This window comes from Aeromonas sp. ASNIH8 (assembly GCF_002919855.1).
Lineage (GTDB): Bacteria > Pseudomonadota > Gammaproteobacteria > Enterobacterales > Aeromonadaceae > Aeromonas > Aeromonas caviae.
The window spans coordinates 1-17723 of record NZ_PQLN01000088.1 but is presented as its reverse complement, the minus strand read 5'-3'; the positions used below and the strand labels follow the sequence as shown (position 1 = coordinate 17723).

Annotated in this window: 15 protein-coding genes, 1 tRNA gene and 2 pseudogenes; 11 read left to right on the top strand and 7 right to left on the bottom strand. The window is 60.9% G+C overall.

Translation table 11 applies throughout. The features are described from left to right. Nucleotides 1-719: pseudogene (locus C3418_RS18620) on the top strand (ISL3-like element ISAeme19 family transposase); the annotation flags it as partial. 46 nt (nucleotides 720-765) lie between these two features. On the opposite strand, the gene C3418_RS18615 reads toward C3418_RS18620, so the two are convergent. Continuing rightward, nucleotides 766-842 (bottom strand) — tRNA-Pro (locus tag C3418_RS18615). Between the two features lie 385 nt (nucleotides 843-1227). Between C3418_RS18615 and tadA the strand changes: the two genes are divergently transcribed. From tadA to C3418_RS18570, 9 genes are all read left to right on the top strand, one after another. Continuing rightward, nucleotides 1228-1776, top strand: a complete 549-nt coding sequence (gene tadA / locus C3418_RS18610; protein WP_080770013.1) for a tRNA adenosine(34) deaminase TadA — start codon at nucleotides 1228-1230, stop codon at nucleotides 1774-1776. A gap of 167 nt (nucleotides 1777-1943) precedes the next feature. Next, nucleotides 1944-4181: an ABC transporter permease subunit gene (locus C3418_RS18605; RefSeq protein WP_103859043.1), complete on the top strand. Its 2238-nt coding sequence runs from the start codon at nucleotides 1944-1946 to the stop codon at nucleotides 4179-4181. Between the two features lie 17 nt (nucleotides 4182-4198). Continuing rightward, entirely contained in the window at nucleotides 4199-5848 is a 1650-nt protein-coding gene (gene pstA, locus C3418_RS18600; protein WP_103859042.1) for a phosphate ABC transporter permease PstA, read from the top strand. 104 nt (nucleotides 5849-5952) lie between these two features. Next, nucleotides 5953-6771 carry a phosphate ABC transporter ATP-binding protein PstB gene (gene pstB, locus C3418_RS18595; protein ID WP_010675264.1) on the top strand — a complete coding sequence of 273 codons (819 nt, stop codon included), beginning with the start codon at nucleotides 5953-5955 and terminating at the stop codon, nucleotides 6769-6771. A 108-nt stretch (nucleotides 6772-6879) separates the two neighbouring features. Then, nucleotides 6880-7590, top strand: coding sequence for a phosphate signaling complex protein PhoU (gene phoU / locus C3418_RS18590; protein WP_029314752.1), 711 nt, complete (start codon nucleotides 6880-6882; stop codon nucleotides 7588-7590). Between the two features lie 241 nt (nucleotides 7591-7831). Further along, nucleotides 7832-9151, top strand: coding sequence for a hemolysin family protein (locus tag C3418_RS18585; RefSeq protein ID WP_041213150.1), 1320 nt, complete (start codon nucleotides 7832-7834; stop codon nucleotides 9149-9151). Nucleotides 9152-9169: 18 nt separating this feature from the next. After that, nucleotides 9170-9712 carry a hypothetical protein gene (locus tag C3418_RS18580; protein ID WP_162540598.1) on the top strand — a complete coding sequence of 181 codons (543 nt, stop codon included), beginning with the start codon at nucleotides 9170-9172 and terminating at the stop codon, nucleotides 9710-9712. Nucleotides 9713-10005: 293 nt separating this feature from the next. Further along, nucleotides 10006-10908 carry a homocysteine S-methyltransferase family protein gene (locus C3418_RS18575; RefSeq protein ID WP_039040257.1) on the top strand — a complete coding sequence of 301 codons (903 nt, stop codon included), beginning with the start codon at nucleotides 10006-10008 and terminating at the stop codon, nucleotides 10906-10908. A gap of 9 nt (nucleotides 10909-10917) precedes the next feature. After that, entirely contained in the window at nucleotides 10918-12327 is a 1410-nt protein-coding gene (locus tag C3418_RS18570) for a basic amino acid/polyamine antiporter (protein ID WP_043153853.1), read from the top strand. A 68-nt stretch (nucleotides 12328-12395) separates the two neighbouring features. On the opposite strand, the gene C3418_RS18565 is transcribed toward C3418_RS18570, so the two are convergent. From C3418_RS18565 to C3418_RS18550, 5 genes are all read right to left on the bottom strand, one after another. Next, entirely contained in the window at nucleotides 12396-13247 is an 852-nt protein-coding gene (locus tag C3418_RS18565; RefSeq protein WP_162540600.1) for a sterol desaturase family protein, read from the bottom strand. A gap of 205 nt (nucleotides 13248-13452) precedes the next feature. Then, nucleotides 13453-14196, bottom strand: coding sequence for an amino acid ABC transporter ATP-binding protein (locus C3418_RS18560; protein WP_010675257.1), 744 nt, complete (start codon nucleotides 14194-14196; stop codon nucleotides 13453-13455). After that, nucleotides 14180-14302, bottom strand: a complete 123-nt coding sequence (locus C3418_RS24835; protein WP_257711798.1) for a hypothetical protein — start codon at nucleotides 14300-14302, stop codon at nucleotides 14180-14182. Before C3418_RS24835 ends, C3418_RS18560 begins: the two co-directional genes overlap by 17 nt. After that, nucleotides 14286-15230, bottom strand: a complete 945-nt coding sequence (locus tag C3418_RS18555; protein ID WP_041201654.1) for an amino acid ABC transporter permease — start codon at nucleotides 15228-15230, stop codon at nucleotides 14286-14288. Before C3418_RS18555 ends, C3418_RS24835 begins: the two co-directional genes overlap by 17 nt. Before the next feature lie 99 nt (nucleotides 15231-15329). After that, nucleotides 15330-16118, bottom strand: a complete 789-nt coding sequence (locus C3418_RS18550) for a transporter substrate-binding domain-containing protein (protein ID WP_010675255.1) — start codon at nucleotides 16116-16118, stop codon at nucleotides 15330-15332. Between the two features lie 612 nt (nucleotides 16119-16730). Here C3418_RS18550 and C3418_RS18545 point away from each other — a divergent pair. Next, nucleotides 16731-17276, top strand: coding sequence for a hypothetical protein (locus C3418_RS18545; protein WP_223916153.1), 546 nt, complete (start codon nucleotides 16731-16733; stop codon nucleotides 17274-17276). Here the strand turns inward: C3418_RS18545 and tnpA are convergent. Then, nucleotides 17235-17639 (bottom strand): annotated as a pseudogene (gene tnpA / locus C3418_RS18540) (IS200/IS605 family transposase). The gene C3418_RS18545 and the pseudogene tnpA sit on opposite strands and share 42 nt — an antisense overlap. Nucleotides 17640-17723 lie beyond the last annotated feature (84 nt).

Here is a 17723-nt window from a genome sequence, read left to right as displayed (position 1 = left end):
GACACCGCTATGCCACCGTGATCATGGATGCCGAGCGAACCCGCGTCCTGTGGGTGGGGCACGGCAACAGCCGGGCCGCTATCCGTCCCTTCTTCGAGCAGCTCGGCGAGCGATGCCAGCAGATTGAGGCGGTGGCGATGGACATGAACACGGCGTTCGACCTGGAGGTGAAGCAACACTGCCCGCAGGCGGAGGTGGTCTACGACCTGTTCCACGTGGTGGCTCGCTATGGCCGAGAGGTGGTGGACCGGGTGCGAGTGGAGCAGGCGAATGCACTGAAAAGCGATAAACCGGCGCGAAAAGTGGTCAAAAGTGCGCGTTGGTTGCTGCTACGTAATCGGGCGAAGCTGAGTGAAAAACAGGATGTGAAGTTGCAGGAGCTGTTGGCGGCGAATCAACCGCTGGCGATGGTGTACGTGCTGAAAGAGGCGTTGAAGGGCATCTGGTATGCGCCGAGCGTGTGGGAAGGATGGCGACGATGGCGGAGCTGGATGCGGCAGGTGAAGGAAAGCGGGCTAGCGCCGCTGCAACGATTTGGTCGAAATTTATCGAAATATATGCGGGGGATCCTGGCGAGTGCAAACTACCCGATGCACACGAGTGTGCTGGAAGGGGTGAACAACAAGATCAAAGTGATAAAGCGCATGGCATATGGATTTAGGGACTCAGAATACTTTTTTCTGAAAATCAAGGCGGCCTTCCCCGGAAAGCCGCGATGAACCAAAAAATAGCCCAGTCGTTTGACTGGGCAATTTTCGGGGAATTTGGTCGGTGTGAGAGGATTCGAACCTCCGACCCTCTACACCCCATGCAGATGCGCTACCTGGCTGCGCTACACACCGACGGAGTCAGCTCGGCTGACGGGGAGGAAGTCTAATCGGATGATTTGGCGGGCGCAACTCCTTTTTTATCAGGGAGATGCCGACTGCTTCTTTATTGTTCAGCCAAGATGCAACTTGGGCCCTGGCCGGAGTTTTGGCATAATCGCCGCCCCCTTAGGCGGGCACAGGGTGGCGAACACCCAACTCGGGGCGTTCCGATGTCGCCGGGGCCTTTGGCCTCTCTTTCATTGACAGCATCTTCTGCCGTGGGCTATCGGCTACCGGCCAGCGCGAGGGGGAAGGGGCCCGGTGTGCCCAGGGCCGGGACGCAGCAATCCGGGAGTGCGCGGCCGATGCCGTGCAGGGGCCAGGCAAGCCGACATCATATCGACGAGAGGATCAGGGCGTGAAACCATCTGAAGTTGCAGCACAGATCAGCCAGCGCGAGCAGGACGAACGCTGGATGCGCCATGCCATGGCCCTGGCCGCCAGGGCGGAGGGGATAGGCGAGATCCCGGTAGGCGCCGTGCTGGTGCTGGGGGACAAGATAGTGGCAGAGGGGTGGAATCGCTCCATCAGCGAGCACGACGCCTGCGCCCATGCCGAGGTGATGGCGCTTCGGGAAGCGGGCAAGCAGCTTGAAAACTATCGCCTGCTCGACACCACCCTCTATGTGACGCTGGAGCCCTGTTGCATGTGTGCCGGCGCCCTCATCCACAGCCGGGTCAAGCGGGTGGTCTATGGTGCCCGGGATTTGAAGACGGGGGCGGCAGGGTCTGTGTTCGACATCCTGCTGGATCCCCGCCACAACCACCAGGTGGCACTGACGGGGGAGGTGCTCGCCGACGCCTGCTCGGCCCAGCTGTCGGATTTCTTCAAACGGCGCCGCGCCGAGAAGAAGGCGGCCAGACTCGCCGCGAAAGAGGCGCTTCCTCAAGATGACAGCGGGGCCTGATGGCCCCGTTTGCTTTTATTTCACTGCCAGACCGGCTGCCTGCTTCCCCCCGAATACCAACTGCCACCCCCCGATGGAGCCTGCGCTCTTTGCCGCTGTTGATGTAACAAAACTGTCATGCATCCGCCATATAATGCCGCCAAGCCTAGCTCACATTGAGGTCTTGCATGTCATCGGAATCGTTAAATCTGGTCATGGCGGGCAGTCGAAAACGCCGGATCAAGGATAAATTGGCCAAATATGGCGTCACCACAGGGGGAGCCCTGGTGCTGGTGGCGCTGTTGCTTATCTTCTTCTACCTGCTTTATGTGGTGAAGCCCATCTTCAATGGCGCCAGCATGGAGAGCACCGCTTCCTTCACCCTGCCCATCAAGGGCAAAACCGCCTGGCTCGGGGTCGAGGAGCAAAACGAGATAGGTTACCGCTTCAGCGACCAGGGGAAGGTCAAATTCTTTGCCGTGCAACCGGATGGCAAGATCAAGACCGGACAGGTGATTGGCGAGGCGCAGGTGAACGGCGAGATCACGGCGGTCGCGCCGCCTGCGCCGGGCCAGAAACTCATCGCCTATGGGTTTGCCAACGGCAAGGCTCAGGTGGTGCAACCCTATTTCAAGATCTCCTATCCCAATGACGTTCGCGTCATTGAGCCCAGCCTGCAATATCCCTTCGGCGAGACCCCCGTGGTGATCGATCCCCAGGGCAAGGCGCTGACGCGCATGGTCTTCGAGGCGACCAAGGACAAGATGGCGACTGCGGCCGTGACCGAAGATGGTCGTGGTGTGCTGATGGTGATGAGCGGCGAGGAGAATTTCCTCTCCGGCGAAGTCGAGTGGAGCAGCCAGACCTACACCATTCCGTCCCTGCCACGCCATGTTGACCAGATGCTGCTGACCCCGAACCTGCGCCTGTTGTTCGTGCGCGAGGGCAACCGCCTGTCGGTCTATGACATCCACAACCTGAGCGACATCTCCCTGCGCAATGTCATGGAGATCAACGCCCCCAATGCCAGCGTGACCCAGGTGGCCCTGCTCTCCGGTGCGTCCTCCCTGCTGGTGGGCAACGACAACGGCGTCATCTCCCAGTGGTTTGAGGTGGCAAAGGATGGCAAGCGCCAGTTCACCCAGATCCGTGACTTCAAGGGTGACGCGCCGGTCGCCCTGCTGACCCCCGAGCACTTTCGCAAGGGCTTCATCAGCGCAGGCAGCGACGGCACCATCAACTTCTTCCATGCCACCGGCGAAGCCAAGCTGCTTGGCGAGAAGATTGACGGGGGCAACCTGGCTGCCGTTGCCATCTCTCCTCGCCACAACCTGCTGTTGACCCAGCAGGGGGATGACTTCAAGGTCTTTGACGTCGAGAACGATCACCCCGAGGTAACCTGGTCTGCCCTCTGGCAACAGGTGTGGTATGAAGGCTATCCCGAGCCCCAGTACGTGTGGCAGTCCACCTCCGCCAGCAACGACTTCGAAGCCAAGCTGAGCCTGGTGCCCCTGGTGTTCGGTACCTTGAAAGCCTCCTTCTATGCCATGGTGTTCGCGGTGCCCCTGGGTGTCGCCGGAGCCATCTATACCGCCTACTTCATGTCGGCGGGGCTGCGCAAATACGTCAAGCCGACGGTGGAGATCATGGCGGCGCTGCCGACCGTCATCCTCGGCTTCCTGGCGGGTCTGTGGCTCGCTCCCATCATCGAAGGGGCCCTGCCCGGGGTGATCCTGCTGCTGATCCTGCTGCCCATGGGTATGCTGCTCACCGCCCTGGTGTGGAATTATCTGCCGGAGCGCGGCCGCACCTGGCTGCCGGAAGGCTGGCACGCCATTCTGCTTATCCCTGTGCTGCTGTTCATCGGTTGGGGCGCTTTCGCCTTGAGCCCCATCATCGAGAACGCCTTCATGCACGGTGATTCGCGCATCTGGCTGACCCACGACATGGGCATCAAGTTTGACCAGCGCAACTCCCTGGTGGTTGGTATTGCCATGGGCTTTGCGGTCATCCCCACCATCTTCTCCATCGCCGAAGACGCGGTCTTCTCGGTGCCCAAGCACCTGACCCAGGGCTCGCTTGCGCTGGGGGCGACCCCGTGGCAGACCCTGAGCCGGGTGGTGATCCTCACCGCGAGCCCAGGCATCTTCTCGGCGGTGATGATGGGCCTTGGCCGCGCCGTGGGCGAGACCATGATCGTGCTGATGGCCACCGGCAACACCCCCATCATGGACTTTTCCATGTTCCAGGGGCTGCGGACCCTGGCGGCGAACATCGCGGTGGAGATGCCGGAATCGGAAGTGGGCAGCTCCCACTACCGGGTGCTCTTCCTCGCCGCCTTCGTGCTGTTTGTGTTCACCTTCTTGTTCAATACCCTGGCCGAATTCGTCCGCCAGCGGTTGCGTGAAAAGTACAGCTCTCTGTAAGGACTAAGGAATCGACAATGGGTAAGTGGTTTAAATCGGGGGCCCCCTGGATCTGGATGACGGGGGGCGCCGTCAGCCTGAGTCTGGTGGCCGTACTGGGTCTGTTGTTGCTGATTGGCTGGCGTGGTCTGGTCTATTTCTGGCCCCATCCCATCTATGAGTGGCAACTTGAAGATGCAAGCGGCAACATGAGCGTCCTGATTGGCGAGATCAACGACCGGGAGCTGGTGCCGGTGGAGCGCCTGCGCGCCGCAGGCCAGGCGCTGGAAGGGGAGGATCGCGAAGAGATTACCCGTTATCTGGTCAAGACCGGCAACCGGGAGTTCGTGGACCTCGATTTTCGCTGGGTGCTGGAGACCGATATCAAATCGCGCGCCCAGCCGGCGGAGCTCGCCATGGTGGAACGCGCCACCAACGGCAACTTCTATGGTTACATCACCTCGGTGAAGGAAGATGGCCAGGAGCTGACCACGGATCTGCATCCCGCCTTGCAGCGGGTGCTGGCCCGTGCCAACGGCCTCTCAAGCCAAGCCAACGACCTGCAAAAAGGGGCCATCGGCAGCATCAACTACCAGCTGGAGCGCCTGCGCCTGAAAGAGCGCAAGGCCGAGCTGGATGACAAGCTGACCGATCAGCTTAAAGCCGAGCTGGCGAGCGAGCGTCAGGCGCTCAACGACCGTTACCAGGTGCTGGAGAAAGAGCTCTTCTCCCTGCGTACCCAGGCGGACAGAGACAGCATCACCGTCAAGGACATGCGCGGCGAGCTGGTGACCATGCCCATGTCCCGGGTGCTGGATGTAGTCTGGCCCAACGACATGAGCCTGATGGCCAAGGTGGGTCACTGGTTCCACCAGATTGGCAAGTTCGTCTCCGATGACCCTCGGGAGGCGAACACCGAGGGTGGCGTCTTCCCGGCCATCTTCGGCACCGTCTTCATGGTGATCCTGATGGCCATCATCGTGACCCCGCTCGGGGTGGTGGCGGCGGTCTACCTGCACGAGTACGCGGGCAAGAACAGCCTGACCAAGATCATCCGCATCGCGGTGATCAACCTGGCGGGGGTACCCTCCATCGTCTACGGCGTGTTTGGTCTGGGCTTCTTCGTCTACACCCTGGGGGGCAGCATCGACCGCCTCTTCTACCCGGAAGCGCTGCCGAGCCCGACCTTCGGCTCCCCTGGTGTCATCTGGTCGGCGCTGACCCTGGCCATCCTGACCCTGCCGGTGGTGATCGTCTCCACCGAAGAGGGGCTGGCCCGGATCCCGAGCACCATTCGCCAGGGTTCGCTGGCGCTGGGTGCCACCCAGGCCGAGACCCTCTGGCGCATCGTGCTGCCCATGGCCAGCCCGGCCATCATGACCGGCCTTATCCTGGCGATTGCCCGTGCGGCGGGCGAGGTGGCGCCGCTGATGCTGGTGGGGGTGGTGAAGCTTGCTCCCACGTTGCCGATGGACGGCAACTTCCCGTACCTGCACGTGGAGCGCAAGTTCATGCACCTGGGCTTCCACATCTATGACGTGGGCTTCCAGAGCCCGAACGTCGAGGCGGCGCGTCCTCTGGTCTACGCCACCTCCTTCCTGCTGGTGACGGTGATCGTCGGCCTCAACCTGACGGCGATCGGTATTCGTAACCACCTGCGCGAGAAATTCCGGTCGCTGGAACATTAATCCAGTCATTACAGAGACGGGCAGGGACCTTCCCTGCCAACCAGATATTCCGGCGGCGGGCAAGACGTTTGCCCGCTGCCACCAAGAGAATTTGAGGTAAACAGATGATCAACGTAACACCGAGTTCGGCCCCGCACACCGCCACCGACCTGCTCAACCTGACCCCGGAGCAGACTGCGCTGGAGGTGAAGGATCTCAACCTGTACTACGGCAACAAGCAGGCGCTGTTCAACGTCAACATGAAGATCCCCAAGGGTCAGGTCACCGCCTTCATCGGCCCGTCCGGTTGCGGCAAGTCCACTTTGCTGCGCTGCATCAACCGGATGAACGATCTGGTAGAGATCTGCCGCATCGAGGGGGAGATCCAGCTGCACGGCCACAACATCTATGACAAGAGCGTGGATGTCTCCGCCCTTCGCCGTCAGGTGGGCATGGTGTTCCAGCGCCCCAACCCCTTCCCCAAGTCCATCTACGAGAACGTGGTCTACGGCCTGCGCCTGCAGGGCATCAATGACCGCCGTACCCTGGACGAGGCCGCCGAGCGTTCCCTGCGCGGTGCCGCCCTGTGGGAGGAAGTGAAGGATCGTCTGCACGACAACGCCTTCGGCCTCTCCGGTGGTCAGCAGCAGCGTCTGGTGATTGCCCGTGCCATCGCCATCGAGCCGGAAGTGCTGCTGCTCGATGAACCGACCTCGGCGCTGGACCCCATCTCCACCCTCACCATCGAGGAGCTCATCAACGAGCTCAAGAGCCAGTTCACCGTGGTGATCGTGACCCACAACATGCAGCAGGCGGCGCGGGTCTCGGATCAGACCGCGTTCATGTACATGGGGGAACTCATCGAGTATTCGAATACCAACACAATCTTCACCACCCCGGCCAAGAAGAAGACCGAAGACTACATTACCGGTCGTTACGGCTAAGGGATGCCGGTGATTGAGATGAGCAAGATGAGCAAGATGGGCATCAACAAACAGATTGGCAGTCAGTTCAACGGCTAAGGCATAATCGGAGCAACAAGGATTACTGGTATGGACAATATGAACCTCAACAAACACATCTCCGGTCAGTTCAATGCCGAGCTTGAGAGCGTGCGCAATCAGGTACTGGTGATGGGGGGGCTGGTGGAGAAGCAACTCACCGACGCCATCGCCGCCATCCATGGCCAGGATCTGGATGCGGCGCGCAAGATCGTGGCCAACGACCACAAGGTCAACGCCATGGAAGTGGCGATCGACGAGGAGTGCACCCGCATCATCGCCAAGCGTCAGCCCACCGCGTCCGACCTGCGGCTGGTGATGGCCATCATCAAGACCATTACGGATCTGGAGCGGATCGGCGACGTGGCGGACAAGATTGCCCGCATGCTGACCGACAACGCCAACAAGCCGCAGCCGCCGCTGGTGTCGCTGGAGAACATGGGGCGTCGCACCATCAAGATGCTCCACGACGTGCTCGACGCTTTCGCCCGCATGGATTTGGATGCAGCCCTGGCGGTCTACAAGGAAGATGACAAGGTGGACCGCGAATACGAGTCCATTATCCGCGAGCTGATGACCTACATGATGGAAGATCCCCGCACCATCCCCCAGGTGCTCAACGTGCTCTGGGCGGCACGGGCCATCGAGCGGGTCGGGGATCGCTGCCAGCACATCTGCGAGTACATCGTCTACTACGTCAAGGGCAAGGATGTGCGTCACACCAAGGCCGATGACCTGAGCGATCTGCTGGGCAAGGGCTGATGGGGCGCCTTGGGTGGAGCTCCCGTCGCGGCTGCACGACGGGAATCCAACTCTGATTGAATAAAAAGGCGCTTTGAGCGCCTTTTTCATTGCATGGCACGGCAGTTCAAGATAACGCCACCCGGCGGGCGCTTTTCTGCTAGAATATGGCCCCTGTGTGAGTCCCGGATGGAGTCACGGTCCGGTTTCCCGGGCCCAGTTTGCCGTCTTGTGCTAAGGCGGCTGTAGCAATAGGTTAATCATGAGTTTTGCCGATAGTTTGTTCTTTCTGATGCTGCTGGTCGCCGGCAGCGTGTTCTTCTCACTCTCCGAGATCTCCCTTGCCGCCTCCCGCAAGATCAAGTTGCAGGTGATGGCCGACGAGGGCAACCGCCACGCCGAGAAGGTGCTGGCATTGCAGGCCCAGCCGGGCAACTTCTTTACCGTGGTGCAGATAGGCCTCAATACCGTCGCCATCCTCGGCGGTATCCTGGGGGAATCCGCCCTCAATCCCGCCATCAGGGAGCTGATTGCCGGCTTCTACCAGGGGCCCTGGCTCGGCCAGATTAGCTCTGCGGCCTCGTTTGTCTTCGTCACCGGCATGTTCATCCTGATAGCGGACCTGATGCCCAAGCGCCTTGCCATGACCATGCCCGAGCGGATCGCTGTGGTGGTGGTGCGTCCCATGATGCTGTGCGTCACCTTGCTGATGCCGCTGGTGTGGCTGTTCAACGGCATGGCCAACGGCCTGTTCCGGCTGATGCGCATCTCCATGGTGCGCAACGACGAGATCACCTCCGACGATATTTATGCGGTGATGGATGCAGGTGCCGAAGCCGGTGTCATCCAGCGCGAGGAGCACCAGCTCATCGAGAACGTGTTCGAGCTCCAGTCTCTGGGTGTCACTTCCGCCATGACGGCGCGGGAGAGCCTCATCTACTTCACCCTGCAAGAGGGGGAGGAGAGCATCAAGGCGAAGATCGCCGAGCACCCCCACAACAAGTTCCTGGTGTGCGACCACAACCTCGACAGCATCAAGGGGTTCGTGGATGCCAAGGAGCTGCTGATCCGCGTCATCAGCGGCCAGAGCATCGATCTCAACAGCGGCTCCCTGGTGCAGAACGTCATCATCATTCCCGACACCCTCAACCTCTACGAGGCAATGGAATACTTCAAGAACCATCGCGGCGATTTTGCGGTGGTGATGAACGAATACGCCCTGGTGGTGGGCATCGTCACCATGAATGACCTGATGAGTACCGTCATGGGGGAGTGGGCCACCCACGTGGTGGAAGAGCAGATCGTCCAGCGGGACGAGAACTCCTGGCTGGTGGACGGGGTGACCCCCATCTCCGACGTGATGCGCGCCTTCGACATCGAGGAGTTCCCGGAAAACCAGAACTACGAGACCATCGCCGGTTTCATCATGTACATGCTGCGCAAGATCCCCAAGCGCACCGACTCGGTCAAATATGCCGGTTACAAGTTCGAAGTGGTGGACATCGACAGTTACAAGATTGACCAGTTGCTGGTCACCCGGGTAGAACCTGCGAGCAATGAGAAGCCCGCTCAGGAATCCTAAAGGAGTTCGTTAGCAATCATGAAGATGAATACTCATTCCCGTGCGCTGGCCTGTGTGGCGCTCGCCCTGGCACTGGGTGCCTGCAGCCAGAGCGCACCGCGCAAGCCGGTGACGCCTGCCAAACCCGTCGCTCCCCAGCCTGCCGTGGTGGTCCCGCAGCAGGATCCCGATGCGGTGGTGCAAAGCGCCGTGGCAGAGCCCAGCCCGGTGTTCGACGAGGAGTATCACGGCCCGGATCAAGGGTCGCTTGAATCGGTCACCGCCCTGTTTGCCCGGGGTTACATCGAATCCGCCATGCGCGAGACCATGCTGGCGGCGGTGCACAGCGACTATCCGCTGCTCGGCATGAGGGACGTGCGTCTCACTGACCCTGTTGCCAAGTTCCTCACCTCGGCCCAGGCACGCACCACGGCCCACGACTACCTCTATGCCGGGGTGCAGCGTCGGCTGGGCCGCCCCCTCAGCCCCGCCCAGTGGGAGCAGATCTGGCAGGGCTATCCCCAGCAGGGCCGGGTCTCCGACTGGGTCAAGCAGACCAAGCGGGTGCTGGCCGGGCGCTGAGCCCCTGGTTATCGGCGGCTGTGCCCGCCTTGATCCCCTGTTTCACAAGAGGCCACCCCCCGGGGTGGCCTCTTGTCGTTTCAGCGCCTGGCCAGGTGATGCCTGTGCCGGGGAGACCTCCCTTTGCCGCCATCATCCTGAGCTTGCCCGGATTTGTTCGTAGCCCCCGATTGCCTCTTGTTCTACTTTGGGTCATGATATTTGGGATTTCTAGCCGTCTAGATGTTTTGATGGCTTAATGTGGTTTCACACAATAAACACCCGTCATGGCGGGGAGACGCAGAGAGACAGAGATGGACAAGCAGGATTTGTGGGTACTCGATGGCGGTATGGGCCGTGAACTGGCGCGGCGTGGTGCGCCGTTCCGTCAACCGGAGTGGTCGGCACTGGCGTTGATGGAAGCGCCCGAGACGGTGCGCGAGGTACACCAGGCCTATGCGACGAGCGGTGCCCGGGTGATCACCACCAACAGCTATGCCCTGGTGCCCTTCCATATCGGCGAGGCACGCTTTGCCGCCCAAGGGGAGGCACTTGCGGCTCTGGCCGGGCAACTGGCCCGAGACGTGGCCGACGAGCAGGGGGGAGCCGTCAAGGTGGCTGGTTCCTTGCCGCCGCTCTTTGGCTCCTATCGTGCGGACCTCTATCAGGCCGAGCGGGTGAGCGAGCTGGCGACACCGCTTATCCGTGCCCTGTCACCCCATGTGGATCTCTGGCTGGCGGAGACCATGAGCCTCATCGCCGAGCCCCTGGCCCTCAAGGCCCTGCTGCCCGAGGACGGCAAGCCGTTCTGGGTCTCCTTTACTCTGGAAGACGAGGCGCCGGGCAGTGAGCCCACCCTGCGCTCCGGCGAGCGGGTGGCGGATGCCGTGACCGCGTTGGCATCGGCCGGGGTGGATGCCATCCTGTTCAACTGCTGCCAGCCCGAGGTGATTGAAGGGGCGCTCAAGGTGGCCGTCGCCGCGTTGCAGGTTCAGGGGCGCACCGACGTTCGCCTCGGCGCCTATGCCAACGCCTTCCCGCCCCAGCCCAAGGAGGCGACTGCCAATGACGGTCTGGACGAGATCCGTGGCGATCTGGGGCCGCTGGATTACCTCGGCTGGGCCGAGCGCTGGCGCAGAGCCGGGGCAAACCTCATCGGCGGCTGCTGCGGCATCGGCCCGGAACACATCGAGGCGCTGGCCAGCCGGCTGCGTTAAGGAGCGCCCATGAAAGAGAGCAAGATCGGGCTCTGGTCCCTCACGGCGCTGGTGTTCAGCTCCATGGTGGGGGCCGGCATCTTTAGCCTGCCCCAGAACATGGCCGATGTGGCGGGCGCCCGCGCCGTGCTGATCGGCTGGGCCGTCACCGGGGTCGGCATACTGGCGCTGGCCATGAGCTTCCTCTACCTGTCGCGGCTCAAACCCGAGCTCGACGGCGGCATCTACAGCTATGCCCGGGCAGGCTTTGGCGAGCTGGTGGGGTTCTTCTCCGCCTGGGGATACTGGCTCTGTGCCACCATCGGCGTGGTGGGTTATCTGGTGATCGCCTTCGCGGCGCTGGGCAGCTTCGTCGACACGCCGGAGCGGGTCTGGTTTGGCGAGGGCAACACCCTGGCGGCCTTCATCGGCGAGTCCTGCATCCTCTGGGCGGTGCACCTGCTGGTGGCCCGAGGCGTACAGCAGGCGGCCCTGTTCAATCTGGTGGCGACCCTGGCCAAGAGCCTGCCGCTGCTGCTGTTCATCCTGTTCGCCTGCTACTGGTTCGATCCGGTCACCTTTGCGGCGGATCAGGAGGGCAGCACCCTGGCGGTACCGGTCTCCGAGCAGGTGCGTAACACCATGCTCATCACCCTCTGGGTCTTCACCGGCATCGAAGGGGCAGCGGTGCTCTCGGCCCGGGCGAGAAACAAGCGGGATGTGGGCACCGCCACCGTGCTCGGCGTGGTGCTGGCGCTGCTGCTCTATGTGCTCATCTCGGTGCTGGCGCTTGGAATATTGAGCCGCCCGGAGCTTGCGGCCCTGCCCAACCCCTCCATGGCGGGACTGATGGCCCAGATGACGGGTTCCTGGGGCAAGCTGCTCATCAGCGCCGGCCTCATCGTGTCGGTGCTCGCCTCCTACGTGAGCTGGACCCTCTTCTCGGCCGAGGTGCCGTTCAGCGCGGCGCGTCACGGGGCCTTCCCGGCCATCTTCCGGCGTGAGAACCGCAACGGCACCCCCATCGCCTCGCTCTGGCTTACCAGCCTGACGGTGCAGGGCTGCCTGCTGCTGGTGTGGCTGCTTGGCAAGGGGTATACCAACCTGCTGCTCATCTCCACCTCCATGATCCTGGTGCCCTACCTGCTCATCGGCCTCTTCCTGCTCAAGCTGGTCTTCAGTGGCAAGGGTGGGCAGGGCCGCGGCCTGATGCGGGTGGTGGCGCTGGTGTCGAGCGGTTATGGTTTCTGGCTGCTCTACGCCGCCGGGGTGGAGTACCTGCTGCTGTCGCTTCTGCTTTACGGGCCGGGTCTGCTGCTGTTTCTCTACAGCCGTCGCCAGCTCGGCGCCGAACAGCGGCTCAGCGGGCGCGAACGGCTGCTGGCCGGGGTGACGCTGCTGAGCCTGATCCCCGCCGTCTGGTCCTTCGTTCACGTCTGACCCGGGGGTGTCCCTGTCATGAAAAAGAGCGCCCCTGGGCGCTCTTTTTTTTTATCCTGGTCGGTGGGTCAACCGCTGGTGGGGCCCGCCGGTTTGCCAAACAACACGGCGAGCTTTTGCCGCCAGGGGAGGCCCCGGGCCTCTTGCAGCATGTCGCGCCACTCGTGGAAGGTGAGGGTGAGGGGGTTGAAGCTGTGGATTGGCTTGGTGATGCCGAAACGGCACGGCTCGCCCAAGTCTTCTTCCACGAAGGTGTCAAACAGCCGGTCCCAGATGATGAGCACGCCGGCGAAATTGCGATCGATGTATCTGGCGTTGCTGGCGTGGTGCACCCTGTGGTGGGAGGGGGTGTTGAAGATCCATTCAAGTTTGCCCAGCTTGCCCACCACCTGGGTGTGGACGAAGAACTGAAAACCCAGGCTCAAGAGTACGGTGGCCACCACCGCCTCGGGGGGGAAGCCGATGAGGATCATGGGGATCCAGAACAGCCACATGCCGGAGACCGGATACATCAGGCTCTGGCGAAAGGCGGTGGAGAGGTTGAGCCGCTCCGAGCTGTGGTGCACCACGTGGTAGGCCCAGAGCCAGCGCACATGGTGGCTCGCGAAGTGGAACAGCCAGTAGCAGAGATCCTGCAACAGAAAGAGCAGCAAAAGGCTCCAGAGGTTCAGTTCGATATCGAATAGTCGCCAGCCCCAAAGGGTGTCATAGAGATAGGCGATGGCAATGGCAATGGCAATGGCTGCCAGGGCATCGCCCCCCTGATGCATCAGTGCCAGGGTGGCATTGGCGAAGAGATCCTTCCACTGGTAACCCGCCGTGGGATAGGCGGCGCCGTGTTTTCGCAGGTAGAGCATCTCCCAGCCGATGAAGACCAGAAAGAGGGGCGAGAGGTAGAGCAGGAGCAGTTGCACATCCATGTGAGCCATCCGGTTGGACCAGTTGGATGTCAGCATACCGGATGAATTTAAAATTTCATTAACATCCTTGCTCGTTGGCGTGGTGACAACCCGATGGCAAGAGGCTGCGAAAAGGAATGCACCAGGGAGATGATCTGGGGGAGTGAAGAAGGCAAGCATAGAAGAGGGAGCCATGGGCTCCCTCTTCGTGTTGGTGCATCGCGGGTTATAGCACCTGGCTCAGGAACTGGCGCAGGCGCGGGGAGGGTGGATTGTCGAAGAAGTCGGCGGGTTTCTCGTCCACCAGCAGCTCGCCGCTCTCCATGAAGAGCACCCTGTCCGCCACTTCCCGGGCAAAGCCCATCTCGTGAGTCACCACCACCATGGTCATCCCTTCGCGGGCCAACCCCTTCATGACGTCCAGCACCTCTCCCACCATTTCGGGGTCGAGGGCGCTGGTGGGCTCGTCAAACAGCATGATGCGCGGCTGCATGGCGAGCGCCCGGGCGATGGCCACCCGCTGCTGCTGGCCGCCGGAGAGCTGGGAGGGGTAGCTCTGGGCCTTGTTGGAGAGACCGACCTTGAGCAGCAGGGCCTTGGCCCGCTCCTCAGCCTCCTGGCGAGAGAGCCCTCTCACCTTCTGGGGGGCCAGGGTGATGTTGTCCAGCACCGTCAGGTGAGGGAAGAGATTGAAGGACTGGAACACCATGCCCACCTCTTCCCGCAGCTTGTTGACATCCCCGGGTTCGGTGAGGCTGATGCCGTCGACCACGATATTGCCATCGTTGATGGTCTCCAGCTGGTTGAGGGTGCGCAGGAAGGTGGACTTGCCTGAGCCGCTCGGCCCCACGATCACCACCACTTCCCCTTCGGCCACCTGGGTGCTGACGTTTTTCAGGGCGTGCACCTCGGTGCCGTAGAACTTCTCTACACCGGTCGCCTTGATGATGGGATCAGTTGCAGCGCGCATAGTTCACCTCCAGACGACGCACCGGGAAGGGGCAGTGAGTGCCGGTGATGGCAGAACATTTCGACACCGATGGCGCCTTGATAACGGGATCAGTTGCTGCGCGCATATTTCACCTCCAGACGACGCACCAGAAAGGAGAGAGTGCCGGTCAGCACCAGATAGAGCAGAGCCACGGTGAACCACACCTCGAACGGGCTGAAGGTGGAGCTGACCACTTCGCGCCCCGCCTTGGTGAGATCCGTGATGGAGATGACGGAGACCAGAGAGGAGTCCTTGATGAGGTTGATGAACTGACCCGCGAGCGGTGGCAGCACCCGTTTGAAGGCCTGGGGCAGGATGACGTAGCGCATGGTCTGGGCCGAGGTCATGCCAAGGCTTCTGCCCGCTTCCATCTGCCCCTTGTGAATGGAGCTGATGCCGGCGCGCACGATTTCCGCCACGTAGGCGCCGGTGAAGACCGCGAGCGCCGCCACACCAGCGGTGAATCGGTCGAGGTTCAGCACGGTGCCGATAAAGAAATAGACGATGAAGATCTGCACCAGCAACGGGGTGCCACGGATGAGCTCCACATAGGTCACGGCCAGGTTGCGCAGGGCCGGATTGGGGGAGAGGCGGGCGAGCCCGGCCAGGGTGCCAAGCAGGATGGCGAAGATGCCCGCCACCAGGGAGAGCTTGACCGTGACCCAGACTCCCCAGGCAATGGGGCCGGCGGTCCAGCTCAGTTGCACATCCAGGGTATCGCCGAGGAAGACGGTATCCCCTTCAGCCAGCTGGGAGCCCTTGGGTGCGATGGCCTGACGGCGGCTGGGGTCGAGATCGTCTTGCAGGAAGAGCTGTCCCTTGTCCGCGACCACGGTGCCGTCAAACTCGGCATAGTGTTTCTGTTCTGCCTGATAGGCGATGTACTGGGGAATGCGTTCCCAGCGCCAGGTGTAATCCACTGCCTGCACGGCCTTGTAGATGCCGAAAATGGCGGCCAGCACCAGCAGCAGGAAGATCCCGTGCCAGAGCAGCTGATTGGGCTGTTTTTCCATCTGTCTTGTGAGTTTGGGGTTGATCACTGTCACAACCTCTTTTGTCGTTATCGTGTGGGGAGTCTGCGTGAAGGGGCGGCATGCCGCCCCTTTGAGAGGTTATTTGAGCTGGTTCAGCCAGGCGGTGGATTCAAACCACTTCTTGTAGAGACGGTCGTAGCTGCCGTCGCCCTTGATCTGGCGCAGGTAGTTGTTGAACCAGTTGAGGGTGTCCTGATCCCCCTTGCGGATGGCCCAGGCCAGCGGCTCGAAGGTGAACGGCTTGTCGAGGTGCACCACGGCGCCCTGGTTCTGGGACGCGAAGATGGCGTTGTAGGGCAGGTCGTAGACGAAGGCATCCACCTTGCCGTTGATCACTTCTAGCTTGGCGTCATCCTGGGTTTCAAACTGCAGCAGGGTGGCCTTGGGGATCATGCGCTTGACCGCTTGCTCGCCGGTGGTGCCGAGTTTGACCGCGATCTTGTATTTGGGATCGTTGAGGTCCTGGAAGGATTTGATTTCGCCCGCCTTGTCCTTGCGAAGCACGATGGTCTGGCCGACGACGATGTAGGGATCGGCAAAGTTCACGCGCAGGTTGCGCTGGGGAGTGACGGTCATGCCGCCCATGATGACGTCGAACTTGTCGGTCAAGAGCGCGGGGATGATGCCGTCCCAGGCGGTGTTGACGAACTCCACCTTCACGCCCATCTCCTTGGCGACCATCTTGGCGAGATCCACGTCAAAGCCGATGTACTGGCCCTGCTTGTTGGTCATCTCGAAGGGTTGATAGCCGGCATCGAAGCCGACCCGCAGCACACCGCGCTCCAGCACGGCATCCAGGGTGGAAGTGGGCGCGGCGTTGGCCAGCCCGCACAGCAGCAGGGTAGAGAGAATGAGTTTTTTGATCATAAATGACGTCTCTGTCGTAAATGTGGTCAGCCTTGAACCTGCTCCCGTGCGACTCCATGGCACAAGAGACTGCTGCATCCGGCAGCAGGCAAGACAGGATTATTGTCTTGGTCGGGGCAAAAGCCCCATATGAGATTCTATGAATGGTTCGCTGGATGAAAAATGTACCAAAACCTGTTTGTGCCAGAAGACTCAATAAGTTATGGAGACTTTTATCCCTCGTGGTGACTCATAAAACCACATGAAAACAACATATCTATCTAATGGCGCCGGTTCAAGTGCAAAATATCCGGCGGCCGTCTCGGTGGAAAATCCGGGCACAGACAGGGCGTTGTCCGGCACGCTTCACGGGGAGTAGGGCGTGCGAGTCGGGCAAATATTTTTGCCCGGCCCATAGGCTCCCTCTGTGTCTTGTCATGGGCTTCCCATATACTCAGCCATCCCCATTGGAAGGTTCGGGAATGGACGCCTCAATTCTGCTCAATCTGGACGTATTTACCCTGATGTTGATGGCCCTCGGGGGCTACAGCCTGGGATTCATCACCCTCTCCATCATCTGGTCGACCCATAGGGAAATACCCGGTCTCGGGCTCTGGTGGTGGTCCAGCCTCTGTGCCCTGGCGGCGCAATCGCTCTTCTTCATGCAGGCATTTTCCCCATATCGCGGGGATCTGGCTGGCCAACCTGCTCATCACCTTCTGCCTCGCCCTGATGCCACTCGCCATCCAGCGCTTCTTCGGGGAGCCGCCAAACTGGCGGGCATTCACCCTCTTCATGCTGGTCTATCTGCTGATCCTCTGCTGGAGCGTCATCTTCAACGACAAGATGGCCCCCCGGGTGCTGCTGGCCTGCCTGAGCTACATGATGGTGGGGGCGGTAATTGTCTGGCTCATATGGCGCCATGGCTACCCTGACTATCTGCCTGCGGTGCTGGTGTTCACCGTGGTCAACATCCTGCTCTACGGTTTCAATCTGGTGCGCATGGGGGCCCTGCTCGGCGGCGAGGTGCGGGTCCTGATGGATCAGCATGCGGTCAATGTGCTCCCCTTCCTCTCCATCTTAAATGCGAAAGGGGACTCCCTCCGACGTAGGTGGGAGGGGAATTTCGCCGGGGCGTCAGCCCCGCTGGTTTTGAATGTATTGCTTGATCACCTCTAACGGCGCACCGCCGCAAGAGCCCACAAAGTAAGAGCGTGACCAGAGTACGGGTTTGCTGTAAGCACCCCTCAAGTCCAGAAATTCATTACGCAGTCGCCTTGATGTGACCGCCTTTAACGAGTTCACCAGCACCGATAGCTGCACTGTTGGGCCGTACTCTATCAGCATGTGAACATGATCAGCCTCTCCGTCACACTCTTTCAGTTCCGCACCAAAATCTCTGCAAACCTATGCCGCACACTGACCTAATGAAGCGTGATGCAGTTCCCCCAATATCGGCTTTCGATACTTGGTGATAAACACCAAATGTACGTGCAAAGCGTAGGCCGCATGGCGTGATTTATTAATTTTAGTGAATTGCATTCTGTCACTCAATCGGGCTTAATAGATATGGTAATAATGCTGCACACTGAGTGATAAATGCAAATTCTGAAAGCCTACAAGTTC

Bases quoted from the DNA above. Each gene is read 5' to 3' on its own strand.
- C3418_RS18560 (WP_010675257.1), bottom strand. From the start codon at position 14,196: ATGCGCGCTGCAACTGATCCCATCATCAAGGCGACCGGTGTAGAGAAG.
- C3418_RS18580 (WP_162540598.1), top strand. From the start codon at position 9,170: ATGAAGATGAATACTCATTCCCGTGCGCTGGCCTGTGTGGCGCTCGCC.
- phoU (WP_029314752.1), top strand. From the start codon at position 6,880: ATGGACAATATGAACCTCAACAAACACATCTCCGGTCAGTTCAATGCC.
- C3418_RS18575 (WP_039040257.1), top strand. From the start codon at position 10,006: ATGGACAAGCAGGATTTGTGGGTACTCGATGGCGGTATGGGCCGTGAA.
- pstA (WP_103859042.1), top strand. From the start codon at position 4,199: ATGGGTAAGTGGTTTAAATCGGGGGCCCCCTGGATCTGGATGACGGGG.
- C3418_RS18605 (WP_103859043.1), top strand. From the start codon at position 1,944: ATGTCATCGGAATCGTTAAATCTGGTCATGGCGGGCAGTCGAAAACGC.
- C3418_RS24835 (WP_257711798.1), bottom strand. From the start codon at position 14,302: ATGCGCGCAGCAACTGATCCCGTTATCAAGGCGCCATCGGTGTCGAAA.
- C3418_RS18570 (WP_043153853.1), top strand. From the start codon at position 10,918: ATGAAAGAGAGCAAGATCGGGCTCTGGTCCCTCACGGCGCTGGTGTTC.
- C3418_RS18585 (WP_041213150.1), top strand. From the start codon at position 7,832: ATGAGTTTTGCCGATAGTTTGTTCTTTCTGATGCTGCTGGTCGCCGGC.
- C3418_RS18555 (WP_041201654.1), bottom strand. From the start codon at position 15,230: ATGGAAAAACAGCCCAATCAGCTGCTCTGGCACGGGATCTTCCTGCTG.
- C3418_RS18565 (WP_162540600.1), bottom strand. From the start codon at position 13,247: ATGGATGTGCAACTGCTCCTGCTCTACCTCTCGCCCCTCTTTCTGGTC.
- pstB (WP_010675264.1), top strand. From the start codon at position 5,953: ATGATCAACGTAACACCGAGTTCGGCCCCGCACACCGCCACCGACCTG.
- C3418_RS18550 (WP_010675255.1), bottom strand. From the start codon at position 16,118: ATGATCAAAAAACTCATTCTCTCTACCCTGCTGCTGTGCGGGCTGGCC.